Origin of the sequence: Pantoea sp. R102, assembly GCF_004916815.1 — a bacterium.
GTDB lineage: Bacteria > Pseudomonadota > Gammaproteobacteria > Enterobacterales > Enterobacteriaceae > Pantoea > Pantoea dispersa.
In genome coordinates this window covers 1-20289 of sequence record NZ_SDFT01000015.1, presented here as the reverse complement: position 1 = coordinate 20289, position 20289 = coordinate 1, and the positions used below count along the sequence as shown (strand labels likewise).

Genomic DNA, 20289 nt, shown 5'->3' with positions numbered 1-20289 from the left:
TTTTCAGATGGGAGATTTTGAACAAAATTATATGTTTCAGCACTAACCCGCTCATTTTTCTTATGATACATGGTCACACCTTTATAAAGCCGTGCGAAATATGAGACCTTGTTATGATGAAATAATGATGGAAAATGATTAGCAACCTGCGTGATAATATCGTTCTGCAGGTTAATACGCTGAAACTCACTCATTATAAAATCAAATTTCCGCTGATTACTCTTGAACAGGATAAATGCCCATACTTGCAAAATGCAACCCGAGCCTATCAAAGCAGCTGATATTGATAGTAATAGGTCCACAGTAGTTTTCCATAATCATGACTGTCCCAGCTTCAGGAGCTATGTCCATCACAGATGCTGCGACTGATTAACTATAATAGTGCCTCCAGATTATAAACCCCACGCCTCCGCCAATCATGAAAAAGGCAGTAACCAGATTTAAAGTATGCAGACGCAGCAACCAGTTTATTTTTTCTTTAGGCAGGGACTGAATGAAATCATAGGTTTCCTTGTTTACCCTTTCATTCCTTTTATGATAGAGCATGACACCTTTATAAAGATAAGCAAAATAAGCTATTTTAAGCGGATGAAAGGATGCGCTAAAGTAAGAGGAAATATTCGTCGTGATGTCTAGCTGAAGATTTCTCTGTCGAAATTCAGACAAAATAACTTCGAATTTCTTGATATTTCTTCTAAAAATCACATAGCCAGAAATTTGTAAAACGATCGATAAAAGAAAAGAAAATACAGATAGAAAAATTAAAGCATCAGGAAAATTCATAAAATTTTATCCATTGTAAATCCTGTCAGCCAACCACCTACCTCGCCAGCAACATATCCACCTACAGCAGCTCCAACCAGTGAACATGTAAGATAACCTATCGGTCCAGTACCTATTCCCAAAGCAACGCAAACAAACTGACCTGAGGCTGCACCAAATGTACCACCATAAACGCTTGCCATTGTACTCGCTGCAAATTTAGCGTATTCGGTTACGGCAACTTTAGCACACTCATTTTTCCGGTCCACCGTACAAGCCTGATAGACCTCATTCGTCGTATTTAAGGCACCAAATCCTACAGCTACCAACCCCCCGGCTTTCATAAACTTAGCTGCTTTCGCTGCACCATCTACGTAGGTTGAGTAGCCACGAATTGCTCCCACTCCAGCGGTTTGCCAGTCGTGCACAATGGATGAACTGGACAAATTCAATGCATGTTTAATTTTATCGTAGGGTCTCAAATTCAGAATCAATCGCGAAACGCGATTAAGCAGCTGTTCGAGTTCGCCAAACAGACGGCGACGCTCAATAAAAAACTGCTCACCAAATAGCGTGCCTGCCGTCAGGTACTGGTTGCGATAGGCATTTTCAATGGCAGTTAGTTTCTTTGCTATTTCTGAGAAGTATTTCTCGCCTGCATCACCGATTAGACCCGAAGCTTGATCCATATAATTAGTAATAGCAGCGATCGAAGCATAGTGCCGGTTGAAAAAGTCAGCCTCATCAACGGATAGATGCGCCAGATTATTGTTGGTTGTCGCTTTTGCCGTTGCCAGGGCACTCATTGCCGCAGGATGATTGTTTCCTTCCGGATCAGCAACGATCAGGATTTGTCCCGGTTTAGCCCATGCGACATCAGCATTTAACTGCAAAAAGTAATTTGCTGCCGGCATGTTGCGCGTACCGTAGAGCCACATCGCTTGCTCGGTAAGGCTTCCAGGGCGTTGCACTACACAAAATCCCGGTTCGATGGAAGTTTTACCTGTCATCACAATCTCCTTTTGCAGTTAAATATTTATTTAGTTAAAAGACAATCTTATTAACATCTCTTCTGTAAGTTGTATCCCGCTCAATTATATTTTCAGATAAGCATTCTGAAATATTTATAGCGGCCCCGCAGGGCCGCTTAATAAAGCAATTACGCTTCTTTATTTTCTTTGATGTTCCAGCCAGCGCTGCTTTCAGCGCCTTTACCACCTGAAGAGCTCTGCTCCCAGTATTGCTGTTTCACTTTGGCAGCCTGGAACGCGTAAGTCACGCTCAGGGTATCGCCATTAGCAGCACCGGTATAATCAACTTTTGACACCAGCACATCTTCCAGTGTGATACGTGCGTATTCAATCTGCGTGCCGCCTGCTTTGCATACGGACAGCTCTACTTTGCTGATATGCTTACCGCTGGCGCAATTTTTCAGGATTGCAGTGGTGGATTTGTCAATCAGTGCATTTACGCTCAGGTCAGCAAAATTTACTTTACCTGCACCACCGCCGCCGCCAACAGACATATTACCCGGCTGGTTAGCACCCCAGTTGAAAGAGGTAATATCGGTCCAGCCGGTGTGGTTGGAGTCTTTAGACTCGCCGGTCACACCATCAACTTTTAAAAACATATCAATAGCCATAATTATCTTCTCTTGCTTGATTTACGTTCTGCTTTGATAAAGCATCGTTATGGCAAACAGGAAAGCATGGGGCTGAATAAAACAGTCCATATTTTACCTCTGCCTCGTTTTCTGAATATCGCTACATGGTTTATTCAGAGAGTGTTTTTATTGTCCCACTGGATGGAGCAATAAAAAATAGTGAATCCTTTACTTCTTCGATATTAATATCGAAACGTGGAGCCGGCTCGCAAATAAGCGTTTTGCGTCTGCACGTTAACTGCAAAGCTTTGTGAGCATTCAGACCGCCATACATGACGGCCTGATGCAGTTAATCAATTCTCATTCGATTTGAGTGAAGGCAGTTTCGATACCAGACGCAGTGACACCGTCAGGCCTTCCAGCTGGTAGTGCGGACGCAGGAAGAATTTCGCGGCGTAGTAGCCCGGGTTATCTTCCTGCTCTTCCACGCTCACCTCGGCGGCAGCCAGCGGCTTACGCGATTTGGTTTCCTGTGACGAGTTCGCCGGGTCGCCGTCGACGTAGCTCATCACCCAATCGTTCAGCCAGCGCTCCATTTCATCACGCTCGCGGAATGAACCGATCTTGTCGCGCACGATGCACTTGAGGTAGTGCGCGAAGCGGCAGCAGGCAAACAGATACGGCAGGCGTGCAGCCAGACGTGCGTTGGCGGTCGCATCGGCATCATGGTATTCCGCAGGCTTTTGCAGTGACTGCGCACCAATAAAGGCAGCAAAGTCGGAGTTTTTGCGGTGCACCAGCGGCATAAAGCCGTTTTTCGCCAGCTCGGCTTCACGACGATCGCTGATGGCAATCTCCGTCGGGCATTTCATGTCTACGCCGCCGTCATCACTCGGGAAGGTGTGGCACGGCAGGTTTTCAACCGCACCGCCAGACTCGACGCCCCGGATCGCAGTGCACCAGCCGTACTCTTTGAACGAACGGTTGATGTTGGCTGCCATGGCGTAGGCGGCGTTGCTCCAGGTGTAGCCGTTGTGATTTGAGCCATCGGTCTGCTCTTCAAAATCAAAGCTATCCACCGGATTGGTGCGAATGCCATACGGCAGGCGCGCCAGGAAGCGCGGCATGACCAGGCCGAGATAGCGGGCATCTTCCGATTCACGCAGGCTGCGCCAGGCGGCATATTCGGTGTTCTGGAAGATTTTGGTCAGATCGCGCGGGTTCGCCAGCTCCTGCCATGATTCCATCTGCATGACGGTTGGCGCTGTACCGGTGATGAACGGGCAGTGTGCCGCCGCGCTGATACGCGCCATTTCGCCCAGCAGCTCCACATCCTGCGGGCTGTGATCGAAATAGTAATCGCCCACCAGGCAGCCAAACGGTTCGCCACCGAACTGACCGTACTCCTGCTCATAAATCTTCTTAAACAGCGGACTCTGATCCCAGCCAGCGCCTTTAAAACGCTTCAGGCTGCGTCCCAGCTCCTGCTTGGAGATGCTCATGAAACGGATTTTCAGCATCTCGTCGGTTTCGGTGTTGTTTACCAGGTAGCTCAGACCGCGCCACGCGCTCTCCAGCTGCTGAAACTCTTCATGATGAATAATCTGGTTGATCTGCTGTGACAGCTTGTCGTCAATCTCAGCGATCAGCGCCTGAATGGTGCGATAGGTATCATTCGAGATGGTGACGGTGTTTTCCAGCGCCTGCTGCGCCAGCGTCTTCACAGCACTTTCGACGGCTGCACGCGCCTGATCGCTGGTTGGACGAAATTCTTTGTTCAGCAGGGCGCTGAGTTCATTCTCGCTGTAGTGCGAAGCGCCCTGTTGCTGCTGATGCGAAGACTGGGTCATGATTACTCCTCCTTACCTTCAGCGCTTTCATCCTGCTTCGGCAGATGGGTCAGCGCTTTCAACAGCGTTGGATCCTGCAGAATCTTACCGATCAGCTCTTCCGCACCGTTTTTGCCGTCCATGTAGGTCAGCAGATTCGAAAGCTGGGTACGCGCTTCCAGCAGGTTGCTCAGCGGTTCAACTTTGCGGGCAATCGCATCCGGTGAGAAATCGTCCATGCTCTCAAAGGTCAGTTCGACGTTAAGTTTGCCTTCGCCGTTGAGCGTGTTATCCACCTGAAACGCCGCACGCGGCTTCAGCGCTTTCATGCGCTCATCGAAGTTATCGATATCAATTTCCAGGAATTTACGCTCATCAAGGCTCGCCTGCGGCTCGAGTGGTTTACCGACCAGGTCCGCCATGACGCCCATCACAAACGGCAGCTGAATTTTGCGTTCCGCGCCATAAATTTCCACGTCATATTCAATCTGAACGCGAGGCGCGCGATTGCGGGCAATGAACTTCTGCCCACTGGATTTCGTTGGTGCCATGGTTTTCTCCATTAAGGGTGCGCGGGTAAAGTTTCGCAGGAGGCGCGCAGGTCTCGCTGCGTTGAGTTGTTACGCTCGCTTAGTCGCGGCGTCCAAAGATATTTTCCAGCTGATGCACGCCGTCTGGCGCCAGATCGCGGATGATGTCCATAAAATCGAGTTCAATCAGCCGCTGTACGCGGTCGATCATCAGCGGTGCCGGATGGCTGGGTTCGTGCTGAGCAAAGTAGTGCTTCACCTTCTCCAGCATCAGCTGCGCATCGGCGCGCGAACTGATTTGCACGCTGCGCCAGTCAGCCGTGCGAACCGCTGCGGCGGGCGCGGCGACGCTCGGTTCCGGCGGCGGCTCTGTTACCGCGGCCGGCTGCAGCGCGCTGAGGTCAGTGGCCTGACAGCGTTCGGCGATCATGGCGATCTGCCTGCGCAGCTGCGACAGCTCCGGCACCGCCGCTTCCCCCAGCTGTTCTGTCAGAGTTTCGGTAATAGTTTGCAAACGCTCACTTATCTGTAGCACCGCTTCAATACCGGGCTGCTCGCCGCGCGCCAGCTCATCGGTCAGGCGCGGCAGACCGCCAGGATAGTCCGCGACTTCGGTCTTGCTGCCGTCGCACAGCGCTGCGGCATCGCGCAGCGTGATGCCATCCGAGGCGTAGCGCAGCAGCCAGCTCTGGCGTACCGCGCTGCTCAGCGCTGATTTATCGCCCAGTAGCGCCACCGCATTGATGCGGTAGAACGGATCCTGTTCGCCGTACTCTTCCAGTCGCGGCCACAGCGGCTCCCAGTACAGCAGCAGCGCCTGCTCAATCAGCTTCAGCCCCTGCGCATAGCCAGGCAGCCCTTTCAGCTCGGTCCAGGCGTGAGTAAGCGCTAACATCACTCGCAGGTCTTTGCTGCGGCTGAGCAAGTCAATCGCCAGCTTTTCGACTTTATTCCAGTCCGCTGATTCAGCCGGGATAATGGTCTCGCCAAACTGCTGTTCGGCTTTACCGGTACTGGCCTGCTCCATCGCCTGGTAATCCGCGTGATACTCCAGGTTGTCGCCGCAGGGGTTATCACTGCTGACCGGCGCCAGCAGCGCGTCAATATTCATCGTCATAGCGGTTGGCCTCAGGATTCAAACATCGGAGGATAAAGTCCGTTTCGTCCGGGTTTTGCCCCGCCGGCCGGGTCGAACAGCAGTGAGAACAGCTGTGCGGTGAAGTTGCCGCTGTGCACCTGGGTGTAAAGCGGGAAACCGTCGCTCTGGTTTGTCCACCAGAAGCTGGTGTAAAACTGCGGGTCGAAGCTGTCACCCGGCAGTTTCCAGTTGAGCGTTGACGGCTCGCCGTCGCCAATCACCTGTAAAATGTCCGATTGTTCGCCGTCAGTTTGCGGCTGCTGGGGCTGCGGAATACTCAGCAGCGCCTGGTCGAGCTGCTCTGGCGTACCGCCGTTTTGCACCACGCGCAGCAGCATATTGCCGACCTGCTGATACCACTCGCCCGAGCGGGCCAGCAGCGCCGGTGACCACTCGGCAGGAGTAAAATGGCGCAGCGCGCACAGCGGATAGTTGCGGCCGACGCTGTCGCGGGCGGCAATCAGGCAGCCCATCTGGATCAGTTGACTGCCGAGCATCGGCGGCACGACAAAATTCCACACCGGCGCTTTGAGAAAGGCGCGCGACGGGGCGTTTTTACTCTCTTCACTGGTTTGCCAGTGATGCAGTCCGACCTGAAACCAGTTCGACCACTGCCGGTACAGCACATCGGGGAAGCGTCGCTTCACAAAGTCACCCGAGCTGGGCAATTTGCCGTACCAGCCGGGTGCTGCGTAATGAGTCATTATCAGGTCCTGTTTCAGGGGCAGCTAAAGCCGGGAAGCTGGAACGGGTTACGAATACTGCCAGGGGTGAACGACAACGTGACCTGATGGCCATCGACGTTAAAACTGGCCTCGCGGGTCAGGCCACCGACCGCGGTTAAACGAGCGCGATCGAAGAAGCGGTTCAGCGCCCACGGACCGCTGGTCACCAGCGTTGAGGTGGTGCCGTTGGTCAGACCAAGCTGCATCCGCACCTGGCTGGTGCCGCCCGGTCCGGGCCAGCTCACCATCTGCACCGCCTGCGGGCCGTGGCTGTAACGCAGAATCTGGCCATCGACGTCGAGCGTCAGGTTGAGAATGTCGTTATCCATTTTCACCGTACGCAGCGTGACGCGGAACGACGGCGTGGTCGCCCCGTTAGCAAAGAAGGCATCACGAATCGACTGCGCCTGCTGGAACGGACGCAGCAGCGCCTCACCGCCCGGCAGCGTTTTGCCGTCGATGCCTGGCGTGAAACGCCACGCCGCGTTGGTGGTATCCACTTTGCTGGCCAGATTGTCGCGGAAGAAGCTGTCCATCAGCCCGCTGCCCGGCGCGAACATGCGCGCGAGATCGTCCGGCGTCACTTCGCTGCGCGCATTGCGCACCAGCGGATAACGGCCGGCAATCGCCTGGCGGCAGAAGCTGCCCACTTCCATGGTGATGCGCTTGCGCACGTTATCCATATCGCGGCGCTGTGCATCGCTGCTGGCGCCCACGGCCATGCTGGAAACCATATTCTGCAGCGAACCCGGTAAGCGACCGGCGCTGGCCTGCAGACGACTGATGGCATCGCCGGACGGCGGCGGCATGCCGCTGTTGGCGGCGTCCTGTACCGCCGTCAGGTAGCGGTAGAGATCGTCGATCTGATGGAGAAAATCATCCACCGCCAGCACTTTACTGCCCTGCTGCAGCGGCTGTGCCAGCTCCAGCACAGGCGCGAAGTGCACCGCCACCGCCTGCTCCGGTGCCTGCTGGGCTGCGCCCTGGCCCGGCGCCGCGCTGGCTTTGGAGGAACTGAACAGCGCTTCTAAAGTGCGCGTGGCGCTGTTGCCCGTCGCCGGCTGTGCCTGGGTACTTTGCTCATCCGGCTGTGCGCGGTTCAGCGTCAGCAGCTTACTGAGGTTAACCACCAGCTGGCGCAGCGGCGAGTGGTTGCCCGACAGCAGACGTGCGGTGTTGATGCGCTGCGACAAATCCGCGCTGCTGTTGAGCTGGATATCGCTGAGGAACTGCTCCCACTGGCGGATGTAATCCTGCACGTAGAGCTGGCGCACCGCGAGGTCGGTCTGCTGACTGTTCTCCGGCGACGCAACGCCGCCCAGCACCCAGACATCATCCTGAAACAGAGCCTGCGTGACCGGTGCGATTTGTTTATCAACGTGCTGCCAGTAACCGTCTGGCGTGAACAGGCCGGCCACGCCATCATTGACTGATTTGCCGCTTTTGCGTGAAAACACCAGCTCACTCTGCGGCCCGCCCAGCGCCGCGAGGGTGACCGGTTGCAGGCTGCCGTCACGCTGCAGCAGGCGCTTCAGACGTCCGTAGACGCGCTGCGACAGCGGCATTTGGTTAATCAGCGCCTGCTCGCGCTTTACCAGCGCATCATCCTTCGCGTACGGCGAGGACTGAATCTGTGTCTCCAGCAGCTGCTGCAGATGCCACGCCAGCTGTTTCACTTCCTGCTGCGTCACGTTTTGCGGCAGTTCGCGGCTAATATTCAGCATCAGCCAGGCATGCAGGAATTTGCCGTCATAATGTTTTGGCTGATACAGCATCTGGTAAGCTTTCAGCGCTTCGTAGCTGTAATCCGCATCGCTGCCGTTGTCGTTGCGCAGCCAGCGGGTGATGTTTTGCGCCACCTGCGGCAGCAGCAGCTGTTTCAGCGCTTTGTCATACAGGGTGCGCGTGGCGTCGCTGACTTCGGTACCGCGATACAGCCCCATACGGCGCGTCAGCGGGGGATCTTCCAGCGAGAAGTCGGCGCTTTTCGGCAGCTGCAGCAGCGTGTTGAGATACGGCACCAGCGCAAACAGATCGCCATTGCCCTGGCGTTCCAGCTGTTGTCCCAGTTGCTCCACCTGCGGCGTTTTACCCGCCATCTCCTGCAAATAGGCTTTGTTTTTACTGTAGCTGGTGAGCCATAGTGCTCCGGCAATCAGTACCAGCACCAGCAGCGCCAGATAGCCGGACCACAATCCGGCGCGATTGCGCAGCTCCCACCAGCGGTTACTGCCCGCCAGGCCCGACTCCTGGAAGATGACATTTTCCAGCACGCCTTTCAGGAAGAAGCTCTGGCCTTTGTTCGGCGGGATCGGTGACTCTTTGTCGACCTGGTCCCAGCTGCCGGACTCGCCGCTGCGCTGTCCCGGCAGATGCAGGGCGCGGCTCAGCTCGCCCATTACGCGGTCAAACGGTAGTCCTTCCTGAGTACCGCTGGCGAAATAGATGCCGCGCGGCGCGAACTGGGTTTCGAAATCCGAACGGGCAAACAGCGTATCCAGCGCCTCCGCCAGCAGCGGCCGCAGCGCGGCGAACTCCTGCGGAAACAGATAGCTCTCCGCCCGCGCCTGCGCATCGCTTTCCGCTAACAGCGTATCGGCCAGGCCGGCATCCAGACGCTGCTGCAGCAGTGAATACTCCTGCTGAAACTGACTGTTGAGCTCAAACTCTGCGGTCGACGCCTGCGCCCATGGGAAGGTAAAGCCCCAGATTTGCTCGCGCTGGGTTTTATCCAGCGAAGCGAAGTAGCTGCGGAAGCCTTTGAGCAGGTCGGTTTTGGTGACCAGCACATAAACCGGGAAGCGAATGCCAAGGCGATCGTGCAGCTCCATCAGCCGCTGACGCAGTGCGATTGCCTGATTGCGCTGCGCTTCCGGCGATTGCGTCAGTAAATCGGACACGCTGAGCGTGACAATCACGCCATTGACGGGCTGACGGCCGCGATATTTGCGCAGCAGGTCGAGAAAATGATGCCACTCGCTGGCGTCGCGCTCCTGCTGGCTCTCCTGGGTGGTATAGCGACCGGCGGTATCCAGCAGCACCGCTTCGTTGGTGAACCACCAGTCGCAGTTGCGCGTGCCGCCAATGCCGCGCAGCGCCGCTTTGCCGAACTTGTCCGCCAGCGGGAACTGCAGCCCGGAGTTGACCAGCGCGGTGGTTTTACCGGCACCCGGAGCGCCAATGATCATGTACCACGGCAGCTGGTAGAGGTATTGATGGCTGAAGCGCTGCGCCCAGAAAGGCGCGCCCTTGCTGCTGGCGCGCTGGAAGTGCGCTTTTTTCAGCATGTCGGTGGCTTCGGAGAAACGGCTCGCCAGCACCTGTTCTTCATTGGTCAGGCGTTTGCGGTCCTGCTCCGGCGCATCGCTTTTGCTGGTTTCGAGGCTCGACATCAGTTTGCGGTTGAGCCAGAAGTTATACAGGCGCGGAATCGCCTGGCTCAGCCCCCACACCAGATAGAGCAGCGCAATGCTGATGATGCGGTTCTGCTCTGGCTCCAGCGGCCGCGAGTCGACAATGGAAAACACCGGGCCAATCACCCAGATGATAAAGGAGAGCGCGGTAATGCCGACAAAACCCCAGGCGAGGCGGCTGGTCAGCACCGCAAAAAGCATATTCAGCATGGATTAGTTCCCTCTCGCCAGGCCGTTGAGTTCCGCTTGCGTCGCATCCGGCGCGACCAGCAGAGTAATTTCTACGCGACGGTTGCGGGCGCGATTCTCCGCGCTGGTGTTCGGCACCAGCGGATGGCTTTCGCCACGCCCTTCGGCTTTAACCCGCGACGGTTGTGCCAGCTGCTGCTGCAGCAGGGTTTGCACCGACTGCGCGCGCGCCAGCGAGAGTTCATAGTTGGAGGCGAAGCGGGCACTGCGAATCGGCACGTTGTCGCTGTAGCCAATCACCAGAATCTTCCCGCTGACGTTATTCATCGCGGCGGCAATGCGCTGAATCACCGCATCGTAGCGGCCACGCACTTCGGTGGATGCCGAGGCGAACAGGCCATCGCCCTTCAGGGTGACCACGCTCTGGTCGGCTTCATCGCGCACCGCCACCAGGCCGGCATCAATTTCCGGCTTGAGGAACGCTTTCAGGTTCAGCGTGGCGGGCGGCGGCGGTGCCGGATTGCTGATTTGGACTTCCGGCAGCGCGGTCTGATAGATGCTGGCCAGCACCGGCGAGGTGTAGTCGCCGAGACGCCAGTTCAGGACGATGTAGAACAGGCAGGCAGCAAAGCCGGCCACCGCCGCACAGGCCCACAGTGGAATCATCGGCCGCCACAGCTTGCGCAGCACCGGCTGATCGGTGGGATGCGGTGACAGCGCCGCCGGGTAACTGCCGCGCACGCTTTTGATCATCTGCAGCAGACGCTGTTTGATGGTTTCCAGCTGCGAACGCCCGTTATCCAGCACGCGGTAGCGCCCTTCAAAGCCGAGCAGCAGGCAGAAATAGATCAGCTCCAGCAGCAGGATGTGCTGACGCGGATTTTGCGACAGCTTGGCCAGCAGCTGAAAGAACTTCTCACCGCCCCAGGTTTCATTGTGAAACGTCACCAGCAGGCCATTGCTGGTCCACACGCCGCGGCTGCCCCACGGCGTCAGCGCCGCCGCTTCATCCAGCGCGGTGCACAGGCAGTAGCGCGCGCCGACGATCACTTCATAACTCAGCCCCGACTGCTGGCAGCTGAGCTCAAAGCGACGGATCTGATCGATCAGCTGCTGGCGCAGTCGCGCCGGATCGTCGTGCGAGACGGAGTGGCGAATCTGCGGGATCGCGTTAATCAGCGGATTCGCCGCGGCGACCAGCACATTCTGATGGCTGACATCCTGCTGTGTGACGTCACTGTTCGGTTTCTGTTGTTCCTGCATCATGCGGCGTGCTCAGTTTTGATTATTCTGACTGACTACGAATGGCCCAGAACTCCATGTTCAGGCCCGGAAACTCACCGGCCAGATGCAGCGCAAAGGCACCTGAGCGCTCCATCTCCTGCCACAGCTCGCTGTTCTTATCGAGCTCGAAATAGCTGTAGCCGGCATGCCACGGGATTTGCGGCGGCGCGCCCGGCATGGCTTTCAGCGCCAGTCCCGGCAGCTGCAGCTGTACCAGATCGCGGATTTTGGTAACGGGCGCGACTTTCATCTGCGCCGGGAAGTGGGTTTTCAGCGCCTCGGCTGGCACGCTGGCTTTGACCGCCAGCACAAAGCCGAACTCGCGCACCATGCTGCTTTCCGGCACCGTGGCCACGTTGAGGCCGTGCGAGCGCTGCGTCAGCGGCAGCTGGATGGCGCTCTCTTCCATCACCTGCGACAGTCCCTGGCGTAGCAGCAGCGTTAAGCGGGTAAAGCAGCTGTACAGATCGTCATGGTCATACAGCGGCAGCGCGTCCGGGGTGCGCGCCGGCATCCAGCTGCTCAATTCAGCGGCCAGCTGCAGCCAGTGACTGTAGAGCGTTTCCGGGTGCAGCAGCGGCAGATGCTGTAAGTGCGCGTGCAGGCCAAGCTGACGGTTGAGTAAGGTCAGCAGCATAAAATCGACCATGTCGGCACTGTTAAAACGGCCGGTACCCGGCGTGCGCTGGCTCAGCTGCTGGCTGCGCTGCTGAATCAGGCCGTGCAGGTCATTGAGCATGCTCTGCAGCGGCCGGCTGGCGTTGAGCGTCAGCATCGGCGGAATGTAATCGGTGTCGAGGCGCACGTGGTTATCGCTGCGTTTTTCAATCACCTGCGCCACGCCCATCGCCGTCCATTCCGCGGTGAGATCCTGTTCCAGCATCAGGCGCAGGCGCAGTTTGCCGAACTGAACGGTGGCAGCGCCGACCGCCTGAGCGTTGTCATCTTCGACTTCGGCTTCCCACGCCAGATAGCGCGCCAGTGAATCCTGCGTCTCCTGAAACGCCACCGCTTCGCGCCCGTTGCGCCGGGCCGGGATCGCCAGTACCACTTTGCTGCGATCGACATTCGCCGGCAGATCCAGCGGGGCCGGACCGTGCTGTGGCTGGCTGAAAGAGAAGAAGGTGCCGTCAGGCAGACATCCGCTGGCGGCACTCAGCGCCAGTTTTCCCTGGCGCAGCAGCGCTTCATCAAATTCGAGATCAAAAAAACCCCAGGTGTAGGCGCGCTGCGATTGCCCCCACTCGCGCAGGGTGCTGTGTAGAAAATTTTCCGACTGCTGGAAATGGTGAGGGCGCAGAAACATCCCCTCGGTCCAGACAACCTTTTCGGCTCGGTTCATAGGCATCCTTACTGCTTAACCACGCGCAGACCGTTGATATCCGCCACGACGCGGGCATTCAACTCACCATCGTTATTTTTCCAGAACTGCCAGAATGCGCTGTCGTCGCCATCCGGGAAGGGTAGCGCGAGGCGCCAGACTTTACCGTCCAGCGCCTGATACTCGGCCATGATGCCGATGAAGCGCGCTTCCGGCAGGCTTTTCGCGCTGAGGGTTTTACTCAGCTGACCTGACATCAGGAAGAACTGCTGATTGTTGAGCAGCGTGCTGCCCAACGCGGTGGCGGGCTGGTTCTGCAGGGAGTAGAAATCAGCGGACATGAATTCCGCATCGGAGGTCAGCAACATCACCCGGACTTTGAGCGGCGCACCCGCGTTGATCTGCGGATGCGCCTGAAAGTCGAGATTGTAGCGTGCAACCGGCGCCGGACTGTTGCTGCTGCAGGCGGCCAGCAGGCAAGCCAGCAGCAGTAATCCGGCGCGGCGGAGAGAAATCATCGTCATCATTCAGCCCTCCCTGCTTACCGTGTTAGTTGATGATCCAGGTGCCGCTGTTGCTGTTCTGGCACGCTTTGCTGTCGCCATCCACCGCGACGCAGGTCTTTTTCTTGCTGCTGGCGCGGGCGCGACGCTTCGGCTGGTCCGCTTTGATGGTCTGCTCATACAGCGCGCTTTTCACCACCGCGCGGAACGGGACATAACCGATCAGCTGCACCGCCGGCTGAGCCGCCGGCTGCTGCGCTTTTTTGTCATCGGCCGTTGCAGTCTCAGGCTGCGCTTCGTCTGCCGCCTGCGCCGACTCGCCAAGTGCCAGCCAGTTGTTTTCAACCTGGCCAATCACGGTGTAGGTTTCACCGCTTTTCAGCGTATCCACCACTTTGCCGCCGAAGCTGGGGCGGGTCATGATCGAAGCCGGATAGAGCGCGCGATAAGCCTCGTTCACCGGGCTGAACTGTGCCGGCGGCTGGACGGCATAACGGTGCGACAGCGTGACGCCGTCAACGGTGCTGCTGACAATCGTGTCGTCTGTCATCTTTGGCGGTGCTTTACAGCCAGCCACTGCGAAAACAAACATCAGGCCCAACGCCATACGGAGATTCACCATTTTCTTCATGTTTAGTTCCATTAACGCCTAAAAAGTGGCCAGAGGCCGGTTAAGAGCAAAATGAACCGTGCGCACGGCTGGAGCCGGCGTCGATTCAGTACCAGTTAAAAAGTTGACCCTTTAATGAGTGTGGCTAACGCATCGCGCCAGCGAGGCAAAAATTGATCAGTCTGAATTAAGTATTAAAAATGCAACATTAGTGACAGGGATGATGTCGGAAGAATTCTGATCGTTTCACAAACGATCAGCAACATGATCAATTTTTGCTAAGCGAAGGGGTCGGCCACAGCCAAACCTCGGTTTCTCTTATGCCATCCCTGGGTTAAAAACTATCACGTTCAATGAATCTGGTTAATCGGTAACGATTAAGAGGATAACAGCAACAACTTACGGCATTCGCTGACAGCATTGCTATTTATTGAGATATATCAACAACATATAAAAGACTGGAAACATCATAGCTACCGCACGAGCCAGGTAAAACCTGCCCGTGAGCATGCAATCACAATCCATTTGTTAATGTCTGACGGAAGTTTACAGAAGCCTGACAAAATTTCAACGCGCCGCTAGCAGAGGAAATTAGTTCAGTAAAGGTTAACAAATATTTTTAATGCAAATTTGCGTCACTTTTGCCCGTAAACCTAAGACTATTCTTAGCAATCCATTAAAACTGTGAAAGATTGTAAATGAAAGATGAAATTTTGCTCGCGCGATCATTAAAAATTGTCATAAAAAAAATGGCGCTGAGCGGCACGCATTTTGTCTGCGCGCGATAAAACCCAGGCAGGCGGTGAAAAAGGGGTGATAAAGACAAACTGGCAGTGAAAAAAACCAGCCAGGCGGACCAGGCTGGTTTAATTCGCTAAAATAGCAGGTATCGGGATTGTTAAGCAGTCAGAATAGATTGCAGCTCAGGCAAGGTTTTCACCTGCCAGGTGGGCGTGATGTGCGCCGGCAGCGGACGCGTGCCGTGATCGATCCAGCAGGTTTTCACGCCGGCATTCATACCACCGAGAATATCCGATTCCGGCGTGTCGCCGACCATTAATACCCGGCGGCGATCGGGATTGCCCAGCAGCTGCAGCGTATGGTCAAAAATCGCCGCGTCCGGCTTGGGTACGCCCACCTGTTCGGAGATCACCAGCGCGTCAAAGTAGTCACGGAAACCGGTGCGTTCAAGGCGCGCCTGCTGCAGCGCCGTAAAACCGTTGGTGATGATGGCGATTTTTACCTTGCCCTTGAGCGTATCCAGCAGGCGGGCTGCGCCATCAAGCGGCAGGCAGATCTCGGCCATCGCATTAAGAAAGTCGCTGTTAAGCACTTCCGGCGCCACGCGCAGTTTTTCGCCCCACAGCGTGAAGCGGCGCGTCTGGAGCTGTAACGCTGAAATGGTGCCGTTCTGGTAATCGACCCACAGCGGTTTGTTGACGGCCTGATAATCAGCGTAATCCTGATCGCTGAAGTGCACGTCGTAGCTGGCAAACATGCGCTGCAGGCCGGCGAAGGCGTCAAAGTGGAAAAGTGTGTCATCCGCATCGAACAGGATGCAGTCCCAGTCGTTTAACATAGTGCCCCTTTTGAATAACGTCAGAGCGTGAGCGCCATGATGATGGCATCCTCGCGCCCGCTGGCGGTGGGATAGTAGTTTGGCCGCACGCTGACCTGATGAAAATCCAGCTGCTGATACAGCGCAATGGCGGGCTGATTGGAGGCGCGTACCTCCAGCCACAGCGTCATCACCGCACGCTGCTCCAGTTCGGTAATCAGCTGCTGTAGCAGCTGACGCGCATAGCCGCGGCGCTGGAACGCGGGATCGACCGCGATGTTGAACAGCGACGCTTCATCCAGCACCACCTGGGTAATGGCGAAGCCGGCCAGCTGGCCGTCCGCGTGCAGGCAAAGATTGACGTAACGTTCGCCCTGATTACTGGCAAAGGTCTGCTCGCTCCACGGAAACGCATGCGCGCGGCGCTCGATTTCCAGCAGCCGCGGCTGTAAATCAGGGGTGATGAAAGAGATGGCTGTCATGGTTACACATCTGTTGCCACAGCGCGCGTTTGGCCGCGCCGCTGCTGATTAATTCATTGAAAACGGCGCTGGTGAACGTGATGCCGTTAAAAGGATGATCGCTGGTCACACCCAGCAGCCAGCCAGCACAGTCGACCTGCTCCGGCAGCATCGGCAGCTGTTCTGGCGTCAGCGTCATTACCTGCCCCGGCTGAATGCTCAGCGTCCGCAGTACGTCACGCACCAGCGGCTCCTGCAGATCCGGCGCCTGCTCAGCGACCAGCACCAGCCGCGTGTCCGGCGTTAGCGTGACGGCAATTTCACCTTGCAGCACGCGCGGACGTCGCAGCTGATACTGCGTAATCCCCATTTGCTGTAGAAGCCAGTCGCGCCTTGTGCTCATGCTGTTACCTGTAATCCTGCCAGAATGCGACGCTATGCTAGCAAACCCATCGAACATGCGCCAACAAAGCACTATAATCGCCGCTCTGATTTAACAGGAGCGTTCCATGTCTGCTTTTACCCCGGCCAGCGAAGTGATTCTGCGCCACAGTGATGAATTTACCGCCCGCCACGTACTGTTCGCCGGCGACCTGCAGGATGACCTGCCCGCCCAGCTGGAGACCGCGTCGAGCCGCGTGCACACTCAGCAGTACCATCACTGGCAGAACCTCAGCCGTCGCCTCGGTGAACGGGCAGTGTACGGGCTGGTGGCCAGTGCGGCCGACGTAGCCGGTTGCGACACGCTGGTCTATTTCTGGCCGAAGAACAAACCGGAAGCGCAATTCCAGCTGCAAAACCTGCTGTCGCTGCTGCCGCTGGGCTGCGATATTTTTGTCGTCGGTGAAAACCGCAGCGGCGTGCGCAGCGCCGAAGGCATGCTGGAGAGCTGGGCCACGCTGGAGAAGATCGACAGCGCGCGCCGCTGCGGGCTGTATCACGGCCAGCTGACGCAGCAGGCCAGCTTTGACGCCAGCGCGTTCGGCAATCGCTATCAGCTGGACGATCTCATCATTCATACCCTGCCGGGCGTGTTCAGCCGCGACGGGCTGGATATCGGCAGCGATCTGCTGCTTTCCACTCTTACGCCGCATACCAAAGGCAAAGTGCTGGATATCGGCTGTGGCAGTGGCGTATTAGCCGCCGCGCTGGCGCAGCATTCGCCGAAAGTCCGGCTGTGGCTGTGCGATGTGCACGCCGCCGCCATCGAGGCGAGTAAAGCCACGCTGGCCGCTAACGGCCTGGAAGGCGAAGTGTTTGCCAGTAACGTGTTCTCAGACGTCAGCGGCCGTTTTGATCTGATCATCTCTAACCCGCCGTTCCATGACGGTCTGCAAACCAGCCTTGATGCCGCCCACACGCTGATTCGCGGTGCGGTGAAACATCTTAACAGCGGTGGCGAGCTGCGCATCGTGGCCAACGCCTTCCTGCCTTATCCGCAGGTGCTGGATGAAACCTTCGGTAACCATGAAGTGCTGGCGCAGACCGGCCGCTTCAAAGTGTATCGCGCCGTATATGGCCGCGGCGCGAAAGCGCGCTAAGCGTAGTAAAATCCGCGATGCGACGGGGAAAACGTTGCTTTTTGCAGCAGTCGTTTCACCGTCGCAAAATATGTGTTGACGCAATGAGTAAAATCTCTAAAATGCGCCTCCGTGGTTAGCAATACTGTAATGTATTGCAGGTAGGCGAAGGTGGCGGAATTGGTAGACGCGCTAGCTTCAGGTGTTAGTGTCCTTACGGACGTGAGGGTTCAAGTCCCTCTCTTCGCACCAATAATCACAGAGTTTATATCGCGTGCACTGCGCGAAGGTGGCGGAATTGGTAGACGCGCTAGCTTCAGGTGTTAGTGTTCTTACGGACGTGAGGGTTCAAGTCCCTCTCTTCGCACCATGCGGTGATATAAACAGACAACTACGATGCGAAGGTGGCGGAATTGGTAGACGCGCTAGCTTCAGGTGTTAGTGTTCTTACGGACGTGAGGGTTCAAGTCCCTCTCTTCGCACCAATGTTGTCACACTTCTTCTGCAGTACATCCCTATTGATTGTTACCGCTGTTATCACGCCTTTGCGTGATATTGTCGTTTCTGCTCGCCGTTAAATGACGTGAAAATTCACTGAGATAGCCGCCAGACCGCCAGCCAGCGCCAGGCAGGAAGGCAGCAGCAGATAATGACGCAGACGATGGTGGAACAACATCACCACGGTAAGCAGCAGCGCAACGATCATCACTAAGCGCCACTGGCTGAAACTCGGCTCCCACAGTGCAAACACCGGCATGGCCGCGCAGGGCAGCAATACGCCCCAGCCGCTATCCAGACGTTTACCCATCACCCAGCTTACGCCCCACAAGCCGCAGGCAGCCATCATCGCCATGATCATCACGCAACCCTTCAAATGATAAATATTCCCATTATCATATGACAACATTTCTCATCTTGCAGCGAATTTTTTGCCCTGCCCGCGCCGGATGACAGAATTACTGGAAAATGATAGATTGCCGCCGATAACTATTTTGATAACACAGCAAAAACGTGCTCACTATCCGCGTTGTGGGATTATTTCCTGCGGGTAGCGCTTTGATATTTCAGGGCTGTCACGAGTAATAATAATGAAATTACAATCTTATGATGAGTTGAAACACAGCAAGTATCGGCTGTCGCTGATGCTATTTTTGTTTTTGAATGTCGCCGTTTCGCTTTTTTGTCTGCTGCCGTTTTTCGGCACGGATAATCCCATCAATTCGCTGCCGGTAACACTGGTGGCGGGCTTTAGCACCACGCTGCTGGCGCTATGTTTAATCGCGCCGAATCTAAAATTCCCGTTATTAAATCCTGTCGCATTGCTATTAGGCGCGCTGTGGGCCTGGCATATCAATCATCGTTACCATCTGGTGTTTTATTTTGACGGTAGCTTTTTAATAATCAGTCTGCTGAGCGTATTTTTTATCAGCGCGATTGCCCTGAGTGATTATTTGCTTGCGTTCTGTTTACATATTACGCCACCGGTATTAACCGTACTGTTACTGGACGATGGTCAGCATTTAATGACCATTCTGTTCACCATTACGCTGCCGCTGATCGGCTTCTCGCTGCACCACTTGATGCGCCGCCGCTTCGACACCTTCACCCTGCGGCTGGTGCGCCAGCTGTATGAGGAGAAGCAAAGTTTTAGCGATTTGAGCATGCTTGATCCGCTAACCGGCCTGTATAACCGGCGCGGGCTGAAGAACCGGCTGGACACTATCATGGAAAATCATGCCGGCAGCCACTTTGTGCTGCTGCTGGATATCGATCACTTCAAGGCCTACAACGATAACTACGGTCATGCCATGGGCGATCAGGCGCTGGCGCGGGTGTCGGTTGCGATTCGCGATGCGGTGCGCTCGCGCGATGTGGTGACGCGCTACGGCGGCGAAGAGTTTCTGGTGCTGATGACCAATGTTAACGCCTCGATTGCCATGAAGCTGGCCGAACGCATCCGTCAGTACGTGGTTGATCTGGAAATTCCCCACCGCTTCAATGATAAAGTCTCGACCCACGTGACCATCAGCGCCGGCATCGCGCCGATTTTCGCAGAAGACTTCGACCAGGCGGTGGCCAACGCCGACCGCGCGCTGTACGTGGCGAAGAATCAGGGACGTAACACCATTCTGGCGTGGGAGGATTTACCGAAGCTGGCGCCGGTAAGCAGCGATCTGGTGTAAGCGGTGCGGCGACAACGCCGCGCCCTTTCCGCAGGATTTCACGCAAAATGCGCGGTGGCCAGGCAGTGAGCGCTGCTGGCATCTTGCTCAGTGAATCGGGAACGATTATCATTTGTTTTTCGCTTCCCGTTTTCACTCAGGAGCCGCATGGCCATCATCACGCGTCAGGATCATCGCTTTAGCGCGCATCCGCTGATCTTTATGCAGAGCGACCGCAGCTTAGCCAGCGCGCTGGAAGATCTGATGTGCGACCAGCGCAGCTACATGCGGGAAAACGTGAAGCTGGGCCAGCCGGCCCCCGCAGGCACGCTGACGCTGGCCGAATGGTCCACGCCGTTTCATTATCGCCGCCTGACGCAGCGCTATAGCGACTATCTCTATCGCCACCATCCCGATGTTCCGCAGGAAGCCAAACCGCTGCAGTCGCTGTGGGCCCAGTGGTATTTTGGCCTGCTGCTGCCGCCATTAATGCTGGCGCTGCTGCAGGAGCCGCGCGCGCTCGACTGCTCACCGCAGCGCATTCACGTTGAGTTCCACGAAAACGGCCATCCCTGCGCCTTCTGGATTGATGTGCAGGAGGATGAGGATGCGCGCTATCTCAATCCGCAGCAGCGTATCGAACGCCTGATTCAGCATGGCCTGATCCCCGCCGTTAACGGC

The 20289-nt window shown here is 56.3% G+C and carries 19 protein-coding genes and 3 tRNA genes; 6 read left to right on the top strand and 16 right to left on the bottom strand.

The window, feature by feature from the left end; all coding sequences use genetic code 11:
- Positions 1-369: 369 nt before the first annotated feature.
- The 15 genes from ERD80_RS02360 to ERD80_RS02290 all read right to left on the bottom strand — a co-directional run bounded on the left by ERD80_RS02360 (position 370) and on the right by ERD80_RS02290 (position 16329).
- On the bottom strand, positions 370-783 hold the full coding sequence (locus ERD80_RS02360; RefSeq protein ID WP_021506789.1) for a hypothetical protein: 414 nt from the start codon (positions 781-783) through the stop codon (positions 370-372).
- A complete protein-coding gene (locus ERD80_RS02355; RefSeq protein WP_136545646.1) occupies positions 780-1772 on the bottom strand; it encodes a hypothetical protein in 993 nt (330 codons plus the stop codon). Before ERD80_RS02355 ends, ERD80_RS02360 begins: the two co-directional genes overlap by 4 nt.
- A 149-nt stretch (positions 1773-1921) precedes the next feature.
- A complete protein-coding gene (locus tag ERD80_RS02350) occupies positions 1922-2404 on the bottom strand; it encodes a type VI secretion system tube protein Hcp (protein WP_021313206.1) in 483 nt (160 codons plus the stop codon).
- Between the two features lie 314 nt (positions 2405-2718).
- Positions 2719-4215: a type VI secretion system contractile sheath large subunit gene (gene tssC, locus ERD80_RS02345; protein WP_021506787.1), complete on the bottom strand. Its 1497-nt coding sequence runs from the start codon at positions 4213-4215 to the stop codon at positions 2719-2721.
- Positions 4216-4217: 2 nt separating this feature from the next.
- Positions 4218-4745: a type VI secretion system contractile sheath small subunit gene (gene tssB, locus ERD80_RS02340; protein WP_021506786.1), complete on the bottom strand. Its 528-nt coding sequence runs from the start codon at positions 4743-4745 to the stop codon at positions 4218-4220.
- A gap of 79 nt (positions 4746-4824) precedes the next feature.
- The gene (gene tssA / locus ERD80_RS02335; RefSeq protein ID WP_166718433.1) at positions 4825-5835 is read right to left on the bottom strand and encodes a type VI secretion system protein TssA; all 1011 of its coding nucleotides are present in this window, start codon (positions 5833-5835) and stop codon (positions 4825-4827) included.
- 17 nt (positions 5836-5852) lie between these two features.
- The gene (gene tagF, locus ERD80_RS02330) at positions 5853-6566 is read right to left on the bottom strand and encodes a type VI secretion system-associated protein TagF (RefSeq protein ID WP_021506784.1); all 714 of its coding nucleotides are present in this window, start codon (positions 6564-6566) and stop codon (positions 5853-5855) included.
- A 14-nt stretch (positions 6567-6580) separates the two neighbouring features.
- A complete protein-coding gene (gene tssM / locus ERD80_RS02325; protein ID WP_136545645.1) occupies positions 6581-10210 on the bottom strand; it encodes a type VI secretion system membrane subunit TssM in 3630 nt (1209 codons plus the stop codon).
- Positions 10211-10213: 3 nt separating this feature from the next.
- Positions 10214-11455, bottom strand: a complete 1242-nt coding sequence (locus tag ERD80_RS02320; RefSeq protein WP_136545644.1) for a DotU family type VI secretion system protein — start codon at positions 11453-11455, stop codon at positions 10214-10216.
- A 19-nt stretch (positions 11456-11474) separates the two neighbouring features.
- On the bottom strand, positions 11475-12815 hold the full coding sequence (gene tssK / locus ERD80_RS02315; RefSeq protein ID WP_058771443.1) for a type VI secretion system baseplate subunit TssK: 1341 nt from the start codon (positions 12813-12815) through the stop codon (positions 11475-11477).
- 8 nt (positions 12816-12823) lie between these two features.
- Positions 12824-13321, bottom strand: coding sequence for a type VI secretion system lipoprotein TssJ (tssJ, locus tag ERD80_RS02310; RefSeq protein ID WP_021506780.1), 498 nt, complete (start codon positions 13319-13321; stop codon positions 12824-12826).
- Positions 13322-13343: 22 nt separating this feature from the next.
- Positions 13344-13940 (bottom strand): SH3 domain-containing protein, encoded by a 597-nt coding sequence (locus tag ERD80_RS02305; protein WP_088516709.1) that lies wholly within the window; start codon positions 13938-13940, stop codon positions 13344-13346.
- 865 nt (positions 13941-14805) lie between these two features.
- Complete coding sequence (gene yjjG, locus ERD80_RS02300) at positions 14806-15486, bottom strand: pyrimidine 5'-nucleotidase (RefSeq protein WP_021506777.1); 681 nt, start codon at positions 15484-15486, stop codon at positions 14806-14808.
- 20 nt (positions 15487-15506) lie between these two features.
- Entirely contained in the window at positions 15507-15947 is a 441-nt protein-coding gene (gene rimI / locus ERD80_RS02295; protein WP_021506776.1) for a ribosomal protein S18-alanine N-acetyltransferase, read from the bottom strand.
- Positions 15919-16329 carry a DNA polymerase III subunit psi gene (locus tag ERD80_RS02290; RefSeq protein WP_031279565.1) on the bottom strand — a complete coding sequence of 137 codons (411 nt, stop codon included), beginning with the start codon at positions 16327-16329 and terminating at the stop codon, positions 15919-15921. Before ERD80_RS02290 ends, rimI begins: the two co-directional genes overlap by 29 nt.
- 106 nt (positions 16330-16435) lie before the next feature.
- On the opposite strand from ERD80_RS02290, the gene rsmC reads away from it, so the two are divergent.
- The 4 genes from rsmC to ERD80_RS02270 all read left to right on the top strand — a co-directional run bounded on the left by rsmC (position 16436) and on the right by ERD80_RS02270 (position 17931).
- Positions 16436-17467 carry a 16S rRNA (guanine(1207)-N(2))-methyltransferase RsmC gene (rsmC, locus tag ERD80_RS02285; RefSeq protein WP_136545643.1) on the top strand — a complete coding sequence of 344 codons (1032 nt, stop codon included), beginning with the start codon at positions 16436-16438 and terminating at the stop codon, positions 17465-17467.
- 144 nt (positions 17468-17611) lie between these two features.
- Positions 17612-17698: transfer RNA gene (locus ERD80_RS02280), tRNA-Leu, on the top strand.
- A gap of 31 nt (positions 17699-17729) precedes the next feature.
- Positions 17730-17816, top strand: a tRNA-Leu gene (locus tag ERD80_RS02275).
- Positions 17817-17844: 28 nt separating this feature from the next.
- Positions 17845-17931 (top strand) — tRNA-Leu (locus ERD80_RS02270).
- Positions 17932-18020: 89 nt separating this feature from the next.
- On the opposite strand, the gene ERD80_RS02265 is transcribed toward ERD80_RS02270, so the two are convergent.
- Positions 18021-18305, bottom strand: coding sequence for a DUF1435 domain-containing protein (locus ERD80_RS02265; protein WP_058757170.1), 285 nt, complete (start codon positions 18303-18305; stop codon positions 18021-18023).
- A 229-nt stretch (positions 18306-18534) separates the two neighbouring features.
- Here ERD80_RS02265 and ERD80_RS02260 point away from each other — a divergent pair, with 229 nt between their 5' ends.
- Both ERD80_RS02260 and fhuF read left to right on the top strand, forming a co-directional pair.
- Positions 18535-19629 (top strand): diguanylate cyclase, encoded by a 1095-nt coding sequence (locus ERD80_RS02260; protein WP_021506772.1) that lies wholly within the window; start codon positions 18535-18537, stop codon positions 19627-19629.
- Positions 19630-19776: 147 nt separating this feature from the next.
- Positions 19777-20289: siderophore-iron reductase FhuF (gene fhuF / locus ERD80_RS02255; protein ID WP_136545642.1), on the top strand; the 513-nt coding region annotated here is incomplete at its 3' end.

Excerpts from the sequence above, each read along its gene's own strand:
- ERD80_RS02360 (WP_021506789.1), bottom strand. The coding sequence starts at position 783 with ATGAATTTTCCTGATGCTTTAATTTTTCTATCTGTATTTTCTTTTCTT.
- ERD80_RS02355 (WP_136545646.1), bottom strand. The coding sequence starts at position 1,772 with ATGACAGGTAAAACTTCCATCGAACCGGGATTTTGTGTAGTGCAACGC.
- ERD80_RS02350 (WP_021313206.1), bottom strand. The coding sequence starts at position 2,404 with ATGGCTATTGATATGTTTTTAAAAGTTGATGGTGTGACCGGCGAGTCT.
- tssC (WP_021506787.1), bottom strand. The coding sequence starts at position 4,215 with ATGACCCAGTCTTCGCATCAGCAGCAACAGGGCGCTTCGCACTACAGC.
- tssB (WP_021506786.1), bottom strand. The coding sequence starts at position 4,745 with ATGGCACCAACGAAATCCAGTGGGCAGAAGTTCATTGCCCGCAATCGC.
- tssA (WP_166718433.1), bottom strand. The coding sequence starts at position 5,835 with ATGAATATTGACGCGCTGCTGGCGCCGGTCAGCAGTGATAACCCCTGC.
- tagF (WP_021506784.1), bottom strand. The coding sequence starts at position 6,566 with ATGACTCATTACGCAGCACCCGGCTGGTACGGCAAATTGCCCAGCTCG.
- tssM (WP_136545645.1), bottom strand. The coding sequence starts at position 10,210 with ATGCTGAATATGCTTTTTGCGGTGCTGACCAGCCGCCTCGCCTGGGGT.
- ERD80_RS02320 (WP_136545644.1), bottom strand. The coding sequence starts at position 11,455 with ATGATGCAGGAACAACAGAAACCGAACAGTGACGTCACACAGCAGGAT.
- tssK (WP_058771443.1), bottom strand. The coding sequence starts at position 12,815 with ATGAACCGAGCCGAAAAGGTTGTCTGGACCGAGGGGATGTTTCTGCGC.
- tssJ (WP_021506780.1), bottom strand. The coding sequence starts at position 13,321 with ATGATGACGATGATTTCTCTCCGCCGCGCCGGATTACTGCTGCTGGCT.
- ERD80_RS02305 (WP_088516709.1), bottom strand. The coding sequence starts at position 13,940 with ATGGAACTAAACATGAAGAAAATGGTGAATCTCCGTATGGCGTTGGGC.
- yjjG (WP_021506777.1), bottom strand. The coding sequence starts at position 15,486 with ATGTTAAACGACTGGGACTGCATCCTGTTCGATGCGGATGACACACTT.
- rimI (WP_021506776.1), bottom strand. The coding sequence starts at position 15,947 with ATGACAGCCATCTCTTTCATCACCCCTGATTTACAGCCGCGGCTGCTG.
- ERD80_RS02290 (WP_031279565.1), bottom strand. The coding sequence starts at position 16,329 with ATGAGCACAAGGCGCGACTGGCTTCTACAGCAAATGGGGATTACGCAG.
- rsmC (WP_136545643.1), top strand. The coding sequence starts at position 16,436 with ATGTCTGCTTTTACCCCGGCCAGCGAAGTGATTCTGCGCCACAGTGAT.
- ERD80_RS02265 (WP_058757170.1), bottom strand. The coding sequence starts at position 18,305 with ATGATCATGGCGATGATGGCTGCCTGCGGCTTGTGGGGCGTAAGCTGG.
- ERD80_RS02260 (WP_021506772.1), top strand. The coding sequence starts at position 18,535 with ATGAAATTACAATCTTATGATGAGTTGAAACACAGCAAGTATCGGCTG.